The 14,013-nt window shown below is 41.9% G+C and carries 10 protein-coding genes; 2 read left to right on the forward strand and 8 right to left on the reverse strand.

What is annotated here, in order from left to right; translation table 11 throughout:
• Positions 1–203 precede the first annotated feature (203 nt).
• Positions 204–3,065 (reverse strand): excinuclease ABC subunit UvrA, encoded by a 2,862-nt coding sequence (gene uvrA / locus MKX36_RS22420; protein WP_016822963.1) that lies wholly within the window; start codon positions 3,063–3,065, stop codon positions 204–206.
• Between the two features lie 169 nt (positions 3,066–3,234).
• On the reverse strand, positions 3,235–5,226 hold the full coding sequence (gene uvrB, locus MKX36_RS22425) for an excinuclease ABC subunit UvrB (protein WP_013373322.1): 1,992 nt from the start codon (positions 5,224–5,226) through the stop codon (positions 3,235–3,237).
• Positions 5,227–5,434: 208 nt separating this feature from the next.
• Here uvrB and MKX36_RS22430 point away from each other — a divergent pair, with 208 nt between their 5' ends.
• Both MKX36_RS22430 and MKX36_RS22435 read left to right on the forward strand, forming a co-directional pair.
• The gene (locus tag MKX36_RS22430) at positions 5,435–6,262 is read left to right on the forward strand and encodes a flagellar motor protein (protein WP_340865722.1); all 828 of its coding nucleotides are present in this window, start codon (positions 5,435–5,437) and stop codon (positions 6,260–6,262) included.
• Positions 6,246–7,061 carry a flagellar motor protein MotB gene (locus MKX36_RS22435; protein WP_290409838.1) on the forward strand — a complete coding sequence of 272 codons (816 nt, stop codon included), beginning with the start codon at positions 6,246–6,248 and terminating at the stop codon, positions 7,059–7,061. Before MKX36_RS22430 ends, MKX36_RS22435 begins: the two co-directional genes overlap by 17 nt.
• A 232-nt stretch (positions 7,062–7,293) precedes the next feature.
• On the opposite strand, the gene MKX36_RS22440 is transcribed toward MKX36_RS22435, so the two are convergent.
• The 6 genes from MKX36_RS22440 to MKX36_RS22465 form a co-directional block, all read right to left on the reverse strand.
• On the reverse strand, positions 7,294–7,521 hold the full coding sequence (locus MKX36_RS22440; protein ID WP_016822961.1) for an aspartyl-phosphate phosphatase Spo0E family protein: 228 nt from the start codon (positions 7,519–7,521) through the stop codon (positions 7,294–7,296).
• Between the two features lie 257 nt (positions 7,522–7,778).
• Positions 7,779–9,200 (reverse strand): DNA-binding protein, encoded by a 1,422-nt coding sequence (locus MKX36_RS22445; protein WP_031462331.1) that lies wholly within the window; start codon positions 9,198–9,200, stop codon positions 7,779–7,781.
• A 418-nt stretch (positions 9,201–9,618) separates the two neighbouring features.
• The gene (locus MKX36_RS22450) at positions 9,619–11,016 is read right to left on the reverse strand and encodes a helix-turn-helix domain-containing protein (RefSeq protein ID WP_340865726.1); all 1,398 of its coding nucleotides are present in this window, start codon (positions 11,014–11,016) and stop codon (positions 9,619–9,621) included.
• Between the two features lie 44 nt (positions 11,017–11,060).
• On the reverse strand, positions 11,061–12,455 hold the full coding sequence (locus tag MKX36_RS22455) for a helix-turn-helix domain-containing protein (RefSeq protein ID WP_290409836.1): 1,395 nt from the start codon (positions 12,453–12,455) through the stop codon (positions 11,061–11,063).
• A gap of 439 nt (positions 12,456–12,894) precedes the next feature.
• Positions 12,895–13,164, reverse strand: a complete 270-nt coding sequence (locus tag MKX36_RS22460; protein WP_031462333.1) for a hypothetical protein — start codon at positions 13,162–13,164, stop codon at positions 12,895–12,897.
• 69 nt (positions 13,165–13,233) lie between these two features.
• Positions 13,234–13,944 (reverse strand): hypothetical protein, encoded by a 711-nt coding sequence (locus MKX36_RS22465; RefSeq protein WP_152560618.1) that lies wholly within the window; start codon positions 13,942–13,944, stop codon positions 13,234–13,236.
• Positions 13,945–14,013: the final 69 nt, after the last annotated feature.

Raw genomic sequence — 14,013 nt, forward strand, 5'->3', positions numbered from 1 at the left:
CTTTCTGTCGATGAATATACATATAGATTTATTATTCCAGCGCTTGGTAAACTATGTGTCACATGCTTTAACGCAGGAATTTGATAAAAGTTTTCTTTTTTTACAAAAAAAATAAACCCTGCCAACGGGAAAGCATAAATACGCTAATTCGTATTCTGCCTTCCTGCCTGTGCAGGGTTTCTAAAACATACACTAAATAGTATCTAAAGATCGACGGTCTGGAGCGCTTGGCTGCGCTGTGTATCCCGTTCAAGGATCGGCTTTAAGTATCGGCCTGTATAGGATTCTTCGACTTTTACGAGTTGTTCTGGTGTCCCGGTAGCCAAGATCGTTCCACCGCCGCTTCCGCCTTCAGGCCCCAGATCAATCAGGAAATCGGCTGTTTTAATTACATCTAGATTATGCTCAATAACCAGCACCGTTTCTCCCGAATCAACCAAACGATGCAGCACCGTCAACAATCGGTCAATATCGTGAACATGTAGACCCGTTGTCGGCTCATCCAAAATATAAATGGTTTTACCTGTGCTGCGACGATACAGTTCGGAAGCCAGCTTCACACGCTGTGCCTCACCACCGGACAAAGTAGTCGCTGGTTGACCCAACTTGATATACCCCAAACCTACATCCATCAGCGTCTGAATCTTGCGATGAATCTTCGGGATATTTTCAAAAAATGCTGTTGCATCCTCTACCGTCATCTCCAGCACATCAGCAATACTCTTCCCTTTATACTTAACCTCAAGGGTCTCCCGATTATAGCGTTTGCCTTTGCACACTTCGCAGGGTACGTACACATCGGGCAGAAAGTGCATCTCAATCTTGATGATGCCGTCGCCTCTGCAAGATTCACATCGGCCTCCCTTAACGTTAAAGCTAAACCGGCCTTTCTTGTAGCCTCGAACCTTAGCCTCGTTCGTCTGCGAGAATAAATCACGGATATCATCGAACACACCGGTATAAGTCGCAGGATTGGAACGCGGTGTACGGCCGATTGGCGATTGATCGATCTCAACCACCTTTTCGATATGCTCTAGCCCGCGAATTTCTTTATGTTGACCTGGACGTACTCTTGCACGGTTCAGATCACGCGCCAGCGTTTTGTACAAAATTTCGTTGACCAGCGTCGATTTCCCAGACCCGGATACACCAGTGACAGCCGTGAAAACACCCAATGGAATTTTGACATTCACATTTTTGAGATTGTTCTCCTTGGCTCCGCGAATCTCCAGCCACTTATCTGCAGGCTTGCGCCGCTCGGTATTGACCGGAATAAACTTACGCCCGCTCAAATATTGACCGGTCAGGGAATTCGGATCTTCCATAACTTCCTGTGGGGTTCCCTGTGACATGATCATCCCGCCATGGATTCCGGCTCCTGGCCCAATGTCAATGATATAGTCGGCCGCCATCATCGTATCTTCGTCATGCTCCACCACGATCAACGTATTGCCTAGATTACGCATATGTTCCAATGCACTAATCAGGCGGTCATTATCTCGCTGATGCAACCCGATACTTGGCTCGTCCAAAATATAAAGCACACCCATCAGACTGGAACCGATCTGTGTCGCCAATCGGATACGCTGTGCCTCCCCGCCGGACAACGTACCTGCTGCACGGCTTAAAGTCAGGTATTCCAGACCAACGTTAACGAGGAAACCCAGTCGGCTGTTAATTTCCTTTAAAATGAGGTTGGCGATCGACTGCTCTTTCTCACTCAGCTTCAGTGTATGGAAAAATTGAGAAGCCTCCCCGACAGACAAAGCTGTCACATAAGCGATATTACGCTCTTGAATCGTTACTGACAGGCTTTCTTTTTTCAGTCGGTGCCCCTTACAGGTGTTACATGGCTTTGCACTCATAAAGCCTTCAATAAATTCACGTATTCCCTCAGAAGCCGTATCACGGTAGCGACGCTCCAGGTTCGGGATAATGCCCTCAAAGGTCACATAGGCTTCCTTACGTTGACCAAAATCATTTTCATAGCGGAAACGGATCTTCTGGTCACCTGTTCCGTGCAAAATAAGATTCATTTGTTCTGACGTCAATTGGCTTACAGGAACGTCCTGCGGAATACCGTAGTGTTCGCATACGGACTGTAAAAATTGAGGATAATAAGTGGAAGTTCCTCCACTCCATGCCTGGAACGCCCCATCTTCTACACTTTTTTCTGGATCGGGTATGAGCAGATCAGGGTCAACCACCATTTTAACTCCTAGCCCATCACAATCTGGACAAGCACCAAACGGACTATTAAAGGAAAACATCCGTGGAGACAGCTCATCTATGCTAAAACCGCAAATCGGGCATGCAAAGTTGGAGCTAAATCGCAACTCCTCTTGCCCTATAATATCTACAAGCAACTGTCCGCCTGAAAGATTCAGTGCTGTCTCGATAGAGTCGGACAGACGCGCACGTACATCTTCCTTGACTACGATCCGGTCTACGACCACTTCAATCGAGTGCTTCTTGTTCTTCTCCAATTCAATCTTCTCGGACAATTCACGCAGTTCGCCATTCACACGTACCCGTACAAAGCCCTGCTTGGCTATATCAGTGAACAGTGTCTTATGCTCACCTTTGCGGCCGGATACCAATGGAGCCAGGATTTGCAGCCGTGTCTTTTCAGGATATTGCAAAATGCGGTCTACCATCTGTTCGACGGTCTGAGAAGTGATTTCAATGCCATGTTCAGGACAATGAGGATGACCCACTCGGGCAAATAACAACCGCAAGTAATCATAGATTTCTGTAACTGTTCCGACCGTAGAACGAGGATTCCGACTTGTCGTTTTTTGGTCAATGGAAATGGCAGGTGACAGGCCGTCAATCGAATCGACGTCCGGTTTCTCCATTTGCCCGAGGAATTGACGGGCATACGCAGATAATGATTCCACATACCGCCGCTGTCCTTCCGCATAGATCGTATCGAAAGCCAGTGATGATTTACCTGAGCCGCTAAGCCCTGTCAGGACGACGAACTTGTCCCGCGGAATCGTCACGTCAATATTTTTGAGATTATGCGCGCGTGCGCCTTTGATGATGATGCTTTCATTCGCCAAATGTTTCATCTCCTTAGCCGTAATTCACGTCATCCTATATCGCATCGGATGATCCGATGGAAGTGATATATCGCAAAGAGAACGACCACATCGGCCGTCCTCACTATTTCTTAAAAGCAATCAAACATTCTATTATCAATATGTTGTGCTTCTAGCTTATTCCCAATGTTTAATCAGCCCGCAATTCCAGCAAAGCATCACGCAACTCGGCGGCCCGTTCGAACTGTAGATTCTTGGCCGCATCCTTCATTTCTGCTTCTAGGCGCTGAATGAGGGATTGACGCTCCTTCTTGGAAAGTTTACCCGTCTCATTAGGAAGGTAATCATTCTTGGACTCTGCCGTCTTGGTTGCTTCAATGACATCACGTATCTTTTTACGGATGGTTTGCGGGGTAATCCCATGCTCTTCATTGTATTGAATTTGAATCGCACGGCGACGTTCCGTTTCCTTAATCGCTTTATCCATAGAATCGGTAATCTTATCGCCATACATAATAACACGTCCGTCACTATTCCGCGCTGCCCGTCCGATCGTCTGAATCAGAGAGCGCTCAGAACGCAGGAAGCCTTCTTTGTCCGCATCCAAAATCGCAACCAGCGATACTTCCGGCAAATCGAGACCTTCCCGCAACAAGTTGATCCCGATCAGCACATCGAAGGTTCCCAGACGAAGATCCCGCAAAATGGCCATCCGTTCCAAAGTCTTAATCTCGGAGTGCATATACCGAACCTTGATGCCCACTTCTTTTAAGTAGTCTGTCAAATCTTCAGCCATTTTCTTCGTGAGTGTGGTGACCAGTACCCGTTCTTCACGTTCTATGCGCTGCCGTATTTCATTAATGAGATCGTCAATCTGACCTTTGCTTGGACGCACCTCAATTATAGGATCAAGGAGACCGGTAGGACGGATAATCTGCTGCACCATCGTATCGCATTTTTCCATCTCATACGGGCCTGGAGTAGCCGATACATAGATAATTTGATTCACTTTGTCCTCGAACTCTTCGAACTTCAGCGGCCGGTTATCCAAGGCAGATGGCAAACGAAAACCATGTTCAACGAGAACATTTTTACGCGCCTGGTCCCCGTTATACATCGCACGAATCTGCGGCAATGTAACATGAGATTCGTCGATGACGATCAGCATATCATCTGGAAAATAATCCAACAGTGTATATGGTGTTGCTCCACGCTCGCGGAATGTCAGTGGACCCGAGTAGTTTTCGACACCGGAACAAAAGCCAACCTCTCTCATCATCTCGATATCATAGCGGGTACGTTGCTCCAAACGTTGCGCCTCTAACAGCTTCCCTTGCTCCTTCAGCTCTGCTAAGCGCTCTTCCAGTTCACGTTCGATGTTGACCAGTGCTACCCTCATCGTATCCTCATGAGTAACGAAGTGAGATGCCGGGAAAATGGCGATATGCTCACGTTCACCGATCAATTCACCTGTAAGCACATTAATTTCGGTAATCCGTTCAATTTCATCTCCGAACAGTTCTACGCGTATCGCGTTTTCTCCATGGGAAGCCGGGAATATTTCAACAACATCCCCTCGTACACGGAAAGTACCCCGCACGAAGTTGATATCGTTCCGCTGATATTGAATATCGACCAAGCGGGACAAAATCTGATTGCGGGGTTTCTCCATGCCGACTCTAAGCGAGAGCAGCAAGCTTGAATATTCTTTCGGGGAACCCAAACCATAAATGCAAGAGACACTCGCTACAATAATAACGTCACGACGCTCAAACAGAGAGCTTGTGGCTGAGTGGCGAAGTTTATCAATCTCCTCATTGATGCTGGAATCCTTCTCAATATACGTATCGGAAGAAGGGATGTACGCTTCCGGTTGGTAGTAATCATAGTAGCTGACAAAATAATCGACTGAGTTGTTGGGAAAGAATTCTTTAAACTCACTTGCCAGTTGAGCAGCCAAAGTCTTGTTATGTGCAATAACCAGCGTAGGCCGATTCAGCTTGGCAATAGTCTGAGCGATGGTATACGTCTTACCTGTTCCCGTAGCACCCAATAGAGTTTGATGCTTCTTTCCTTCTGCAATTCCCTCTACCAATTCAAAAATGGCCTGGGGCTGATCGCCTTGAGGTTGGAATTCCGACTGAATTTCAAAAGTCTTATCGCTAACAACGATATCACTCATTGCCCTGCATCACCCTTATCGTCTAAAATGGAAACATCATGTTTTTACACCAATCGAGCTTTAACGTCTTTGCCTGTAATTCTATGTCGATATTTCCCGAGCAATGATACTTGGGAAATATGGTTGAATAAGAATGTTTGTTCCCGTATTATACCTCTTTCTTACCGTGGATGCAAACGATAAGTCTTGAATAGGAGTGAATTAAATTTTGGATATCATTATCGTATTGGGCATCATCGCCGGAATCATAGCATTAATCGGTGGCTTCTTATGGGAAGGCGGCGAATTCACAGGGCTGCTTCAAGGCACATCCGCTCTGATTGTATTTGGCGGAACTTTCGCCGCAGTTGTGATCAGTTACCCTGCCTCCAAGCTGAAGACTATACCCACCGCTCTGCGGATGGCTTTTAGTCGTGAGGACAATCCTACGGAACAATATATAGAAGATTTGGTTTCCATGGCCGCCACCTCCCGCCGATCCGGTGTGCTTGCGTTAGAACGTATATCATCGGAGCATCCGAATGCATTTTTGCGGGAAGGTCTTCAACTCGTTATTGACGGCACTGAACAGGAACAGATCAAACAAATTTTAGAACTAGAGTTAGATGCTATTGGGCACAAACATGAGGGGTACGCCAAAATATTTGAATCGGCAGGCGGCTATGCCCCTACGATGGGGATTATCGGTACGGTCATGGGTCTGATCCATGTACTAGGCAGCTTAACCGAACCTACTGCGCTCGGGCCGTCGATTGCTGTGGCTTTTATCGCAACTTTATACGGCGTTGCTAGCGCCAATCTGATCTTTCTGCCCATCGCGTCCAAAATAAGAGCAGCCAGTGAAAGTGAAATTATCACAATGGATTTGCTGCTGCAAGGTATTCTGGCTATTCAAAACGGAGAGAACCCTAAGCTTGTACGCAAGAAGTTGGAGTTCTTTATCCGCTCAGAGCAAAATATAGATCGCAAACCGCCTCGTCGCTCACGTACAGAGAGCGCTACTCCAAAGGAGGACTTCCATGAGAGCGCGCGCTAAGCGCCGTGGGCGTCAAGGTGGCGGCGGAGACCAACGGGATCGGTGGATGATTACTTATGCCGATCTGATCACCCTGCTGCTCATTTTCTTCGTCGTGATGTATGCCATGAGCAGTCTGGATGCTAAGAAATACGACGTCGTTGTTCAATCCCTTCAGGATACGTTCCACAAGGGAGATTCTATTTTGGAGCAAGGCTCGGGCATTACGGGGACTGCCGATCGTTACACCAGCAAGAATCCACCCGCGACCAAGCAACCGGCCTCTGATAAAAAAGAAGCGGGATCAACCAAGCTCACCGAGCGTGAACAAGCTTTTCGCAAGCAGGAAAAAGAACTGCAAAACCTAATGGGAGTCATCCAGGAATATATTACAGACAACAAGCTACAAAACCAGATTTTCGTATCCGATCAACCACGTGGCATTGTCATTACGCTGAATGACCGCTTTCTATTCGACCAAGGCAGAGCGGCACTCAAGCAGGGTTCTGCAAACACGTTATCCAAATTAGCCAGTCTATTTCGAGATTTGAAAACACCGATTAGTATTGAGGGGCATACGGACAACATTCCATTCACGCGTTCCTCTAACTTATCGACCTACAAGGACAACTGGGAGCTTTCCGGCGCTCGGGCACTGTCTGTACTCCGGTTCTTTATCGACCGAGAGCAGTTATCCCCATCAGGATTCCAGTATGCGGGTTATGCAGATACCCGTCCGGTTGGTGACAATAGCACCGAAGCAGGGCGACAAAAAAACCGCCGTGTCGAAATCACTGTGCTGCGTCAGCTCCAGCAGTAAAACCCAAAAACCTCCCGAGTCACGCCATAACGTGAATGGGGAGGTTTTTTTGAGCTGTATCCTCATGTTACATGGCTTCCGCTCTGATGTAGACGCAGAACAATAAACTGTACGAACAACGTGGATAAGGGCGGCGTACGAGATGTAATAGAGATTATTTTGTTTATGCTATATCTCACTATGTATAGAAGCCAAGGTGAAGTTAGGTTTTATCTTGTTATGATGCTTGATGTTAATAAGATAGGACGAGCTCGTGTTGCTTCTCTTGGATCTGTGAACTTTGGGGTACGCTCTGTTGTCTACGATAGCTATATTTCCAATCACTGTACTTATTAAGGAGCCGATCCAACTCCATAGACTTGGTCAACACCCGTCGATCCTTCAATCCCACCTCTTTCGCCAAATCATTTAATTCTTTTCGCTTTTCTTCGATGCACTCCTCCAATTGTTGCCATTTCACATCAATAAACCTCCTGTTCGGTGTGGTATTTACATTAGTTTACAGGCTGATACCTTCCCCACAGGTTAAAAATATAATAAAACCCATTTCATCCCTTTAACGGAATACATCAAAAAAGCCAATCCAAAGGAATTGGCTTAGAACTATAATTTCTAATTCTCTAATGTCCATTTCCATGTCCATAAGTGCTATAGTTCCCGTTTCCATGTCCAAATATATCCACATTAGCATTGATCGATTTTTCAAAACTAACAAAACTAATTAGACTTAGCGCCAACAAGGAGAACATCGTTAATCTTTTCATCATTTAATATCTCCTCCATTATAAATTCATAATCTTTTCTATGCTGAGATGTGGCGTCTTTTCTGAACCTTTCGAACAAAGCAACACATTCCACAAACTTTGTTTTATTATTAATAATTTTATAAAATTTCAGACTTTCTAAAATAGAATCAAGACCTTGATTTATCCTTTTACTGCCGAAATAGTAAATTGATAGTTTATAATGTAAATCAGCATATCTGTCCACAGTTGGTGCTAGCTGATAATATCCACTATCCAAAAAGAAACTATCATTAAAAACTCTAATTTCCTCTGAAAATTCTGAAAGTATGGCATCAATACTAAATTTATGTTTAATAGCAGACTCAACAATAGTAAGCAAACCAGGCAATACTTCAAGGGGGTTTCTCTTAAGAAAATTAACATACGAAAGTAAACTTCCCTTTTCACCCATTAAAACCCTTAAGTTAAGTTTGTTTGCTTCTGCCCATAATTTAAGTAGTTCAACTTCTTCTAAACCTAGTTCGTCTAGTCCTTCAAACCAGCCTAAATCCGCATAGCCATTAATATATTCCATTGCTTTTTCATACATTCCTTGCAGTTCCAAAGCATTTCCCTTAAGCAAATAACCTTGTCCATAGTAAACAACAAGTGGTCTTTCAGTCTCTAATTGTCTATACTTATTTATATTTTTTCGTTTTTGAATTTCATTCTTATATACTGTTGTTGCTAGGTTCCGTAGCTCGTCAGCATACCTTTCTACCTCTTTCCATTGGTGAAGACTAAAGTAGATATTAGCCAATTTCAGCAAAGCATCCAAATGATAATTTTCAGGAAGTCTATTACGGTAGGGGATGAATCTTAAAACCGCTTCCAAGTTCCTCTCTAAATCTTGACCTATTGAGGCTACAAACAATTTATAATGACTAATTGCTAATCTCTCAGAATGTTGGTACTTTTCATTTTCAATTACACACTCATAGAAAGGAATTGCCTCCTGTAGCTTTCCCCCATCATATAGCTCCTCTGCCAAAGCAAAGATTGTCGGGATGTGATTAAGATCCTCCATTAAGCGCGAGAGCACTTTCTCCACGCATTGCAGGTTTCCTACTTCAACACAGCGTATAAGGAACGGCTTAACTCTTTTCCAATGTGGTCTTCCATCATAAAAACATTCATCCACATACAGGTCATACAACCAGTCTTCGTGATAATTAAGCGCTTTAGTGATCAAGTCCATTTGTCGTACGGAGATAGGCTTAGGCGGATTCCCGTTAAGCATTGCACTAAAAATGCCCCGATTAAGCCCCGTAGCTTGTCCAAAACTATTAAAAGTATAGCCACCAAGTTTTAATTCTTTCTCAATTTCCGAACGAATAGTGGTTGCATTTTCCAATAAAAACACCCCCGGCATATTCAGATGATTTTAAAAATCACCCTCCTCGACAATCAATTACAATATACTAGAAATTATATGAATAAATTGGATAGTGGTCAACCCTTTATTCTACACCATTTCAATATATTATGGAATTTAATGTGTATAAAAGTCCTCACAGCAGTGCTAAAGGTCAAATTTTTTCAGAAATAATCTATCTTATCTTCTTTCATACTACTAGAATGTGAGACAACGAAGCTATTAGGAACGAAAATCCGTTAATTCCGAAAATTACGTGGTATTACATAAGAAAAGTTAGCAGAAGCATCCGATTCAACAGGTTCCTATGGGTTAAGTTTAATACTGTCCTCATTTAGCATATATTAGGCTACTCTTTTCTACTTAATAAGTAAAAAGGACATAGCCTTACTGTAGTTTAAGGAATCATCTGGCTTGCATTATACTGCACTTCTTCAAGCAATTTTTCATATTCCTCCCGTTGTCCGCTCGTGGAATGATCTTTATACTTCTCAAATAATAATGTAATAGACTTGATATAGTAGACTTTATCATTCAATTGAGAAGATGCTTTGAAGCTTTTCAACATAGCATCCATGGCTTTTAAATAAGCTCCTGTATTGAAATAATAGCGACTAAGCTCAAGAAAAAAACGAGAATAAGTAATCAGATTATAATTTGTATGATAGTAAGAAATATTGGTATTTAATTCTTTGAATTTATCAATTTTTTCAGCAAAGAGAGTTAAGATTTCATCTATTGGATAATTGTGAGCATTAGCTGACTCAACAATAGTCAATAGCCCGTGTAATATCTCCGGCGGATTATTTCTAAGAAGCTCAACATAGGCTGGTAAACTTTCCGTTTCCCCCATTAGGATTTCCAGATTTAACTTGTTTGCTTTCGCCCACATTTTAAATTTTTCTGCCTCTATTCTTCCTATATCATCCAGCCCTTCAAAACCAGTTAAATCTGCATAATAAGGAATAAAATCGAGGGCCTTTTGATATAACCCTTGTTTCTCATAGGCATTTCCTTTTAATAAAAAGGATTGACCATAATACACGATTAGATGTCTTTCTGTGTTTAGTGGCTTAACTTCACGACTCTTCAATTTTTCTCCGAGCTGCTGTTGATAGATATTCGTAGCTAGTATTCTTAGTTCTTCAGCATACTGGATAACCGTCCCACAATCATCAAGTTGAAAATAGGCATTAGCCAATTTCAATAAGGCATCTAATTGGAGATTATCAGGAAGATTCTTTCGAAACGGAGCAAATTTTATAGCTTGTTGACGATTATTCTCCAGATCTTTATTCAAAGAGCAGCAAAACAGCCTATACTGACTAATAGCCAGCCGCTCCGAGTGGTAATATCTTTCGTTCTCTATCACACACTCGTAAAAAGGGACCGATTCGTTTTCCTTCCCATCTTTATGCAGTTCTTCTGCAAACTCAAATACTGTCGACACATAGGACAAGTCTTCCGTTAGTCCCGACAATACCTTTTGAATACAGTCCTTCCTCTCTAACTCCACACAGCGCAATAAAAAAGGCTTGATCCGTTTCCAGTGCCCTTTTCCCTCGTAAAAGCATTCATCTATGTACAACTCATACAGCCAACCTTCGGGATATTCTAATGCCTTGGTAATCAAGTCCATCTGCCGAACGGAGATGGGCTTAGGCGGATTACTGTTCAGCATGGTACTGAATGTACCACGGTTAATACCGGAAATTTTACTGAAGCTGCTAAATGTATAGCCTCTCTGCTTGAGTTCGGTCTCTATCTTTGAGCGGATCGTAGGTGTATGTTTCATGTTAACACCTCATTTCAAATAATACTGTTAGCTCAAAATCAACTTCATATTCCTTGATCGTTGGCTTGAAACGCAAAATTAAAGTCCTTCCCAAATTCCTCTTTATGAGTTGTAAGTTCATTATACTGACACTTTGTAGCAAAATTTTTATATTTCTCAAACAATATAATAGATTGTGCAAATACACTTGGATCATTTACTGATAAAGCCAGTTTTATATTTTTAAGAATCGTGTCTATTCCAGCCGTATAATCGTTAAAATTAAATTGATAGAGGGCTAGTTGTAAAGTAAAATTGCAATAATCATCCATATATAATGCATCCTCATTTTCAGAGAACTTTTGAATGTAACCACTAAAACGCTTTAATATATTGTCTATATTAAAAGATTGCTTATTAGCCACCTCTAATAAAGTGAGAATCCCTGGTAATATCTCTTTCTCATTCTCTTCCAGTAATAAAACATACTTTTCTAAATTTCTTTTATCCCCCATTAATAAATCCAGTACATATCCATTAGCTGTTGCATACATTTTTAATTTCTCAACTTCTCTTTGGCCAACCTCATCCAAGCCTTTGAACCAACTTAAATCTGCGTACCTCGAAACAATTTTTTTAGCTTCCTGATAGAATTCTTGCTTTTGTAATGAGAATGCTTGCATCAATAACGCTTGTCCATAATACACTACTAATGATCGTTCGCTGCAATATGGCTCTAGATCTTCATGATTTATATTATCTTGAGCTACTCTATATTCGTATATACGTTTTGTGAGTTCCAGCAATCTCTGGCTACAAAAAATGGTTTGACTCCACTTGTGCAAAGAAGAATAAATATTAGCCATTTGCAATAAAGCATCCAACTGATAAGCTACAGGTAAACGATCTAGAAAAGGAGAAAATAAAATAGTTAGTTTTAAATTTTCTTCTGCATTGGTACCTATTTGTACGCGAAACAATCTGTATTGACTAATAGCCAACCGCTCCGAGTGGTAATATCTTTCGTTTTCTATCACACACTCGTAAAAAGGGGCAGATTCGTTTTCCTTCCCACCTTCATGCAGTTCTTCTGCAAACTCAAATACCGTCGACACATAGGACAAGTCCTCAGTTAATCTTGACAATACCTTTTGAATACAATCCTTCCTTCCTAAATCAACACAACGCAATAAAAAAGGTTTAATCCGTTTCCAGTGTCCTTTTCCTTCGTAAAAGCATTCATCTATGTATAACCCATACAGCCAACCTTCGGGATACCCCAATGCCTTGGTAATTAGGTCCATCTGCCGTACGGAGATCGGCTTGGGTGGGTTACTGTTCAGCATGGTACTGAATGTACCACGGTTAATACCAGATATTTTACTAAAGCTGCTAAATGTATATCCCCTTTGCTTTAGTTCGGTTTCTATCGTCGAGCGGATCGTAGGTGTATGTTCCATTTCAATCCCCCTCAATAAGTTTTAGACATATCGTAAGTGGTGCTTTATATGTAAAATCCACCTTATAGGAAATTCATTTGAGTACAAAATTACGTAAATAGTGAAATAATTGGTCTATATATCCACTTTAATTTATGATGCCTTAGACAGAAGTCTTTATTTAACGAATCGTATGGCATAGAATGAAGTACAAACGTTTATATTCTTCAACTAGTACACGAATATATAATTTTAGCGGTTTATGATGTCCTGTATTTAATTATTTTTCATTTATTTTATCCATAAAAAGGTTATTTTCGTTTATATACTCATTTCAATTCCTTGTACCCTAAATTCCAGTAGAAGCAGGAGATAAAAAGGAAATGGTAGAGTACGGTTCCTAGAAAACAAAATAAAACGCCCCTAGGGAAATTAATCTTTCCCAGGAGCGCGTATGGAGCTAACTACTTTTTCTTCTGAGATATTTGGATGCTGTTGCTGAAACAATCACAAAAGTCATTATGGCAAAATAATGATATGAATCGGAGCTGCCGGCATTGTTAAAAGCCTTGACAATCGCATACAATGCCACCAATCCAATGAGACCGACAACGAACTGAGCACTTCTTCGTGCTGGCTGCTTTGAACGCTTAAATATGAACAGAACAGCAACAAAGCCCAAAAGAGCATAAAACATCAGAAAAGCAGTGACATAAAAAATTGGGTCCATAATCTCACCTACCCCTTCTTTTACATTATATACAATATTATAGTAAAAGTAAGGTATCTAATTCAAATTTCAGTTGGAATTAACCGTATAATAAGCAGCTGGCAACCAATGCAGATTCAGCGTAGTACCTCGTGAACCGTTATAGTTATCCAAACTCGAAGCGACTAAATCAGTTCCTAAAGAAACTAACGCAGCTGCGGCGCTTGCACCCCAAGGTATCGGATTAGGTCCCATAATACCACCTATTGCAGCAGCCAGACCTGATACAGTCAAATATCCTTTAGACTGTTGTTTCAACACATAGGATAGTTGTTTGGTTTCGCTTTGTGACATTGTAATTGCTACTCCCCACCAATACGTGTTCGAGGAAGCATTAGGTGTGATTATGTTTTGCGTTTGAATAGGTGCTTGTCCAGACGGAACGATCGTTTGGTTCTCAACATCTAATTTGGTTTGTCCACTTTTTAGAGATTCATTGATGATCTGAACACCACTAGCAATATATTCGTAGGCTTCTTTAGAGACAACATCCTTACCAGCTTCGTCAATGTAAAGCAGACCGTCCGCACCCGGTTTAATATATTTTTCCAGTCCCTGAGCTGCTTCCAGGTTTTTTTGCAATGTTGCCGTATCGAGATGTTGTAAGGTTACAATTTGAGTTTGGGATTGTTCTTGAAAAGAGTCATTTACATTTGAACTTGCAAAAATTGCACTCGGCGCGACAACAGCCCCTAGCAAACTAAGAGATAAAGCAGTTACAATTAATTTATTCTTCTTCATAGATAATTCCTCCAATTCAAGATATTTTTTTCAAACTCAGTGAAGTTCATCCCCCAGACGGTTATTTAT

It is taken from the genome of Paenibacillus sp. FSL W8-0439 (assembly GCF_038008995.1).
Lineage (GTDB): Bacteria > Bacillota > Bacilli > Paenibacillales > Paenibacillaceae > Paenibacillus > Paenibacillus polymyxa.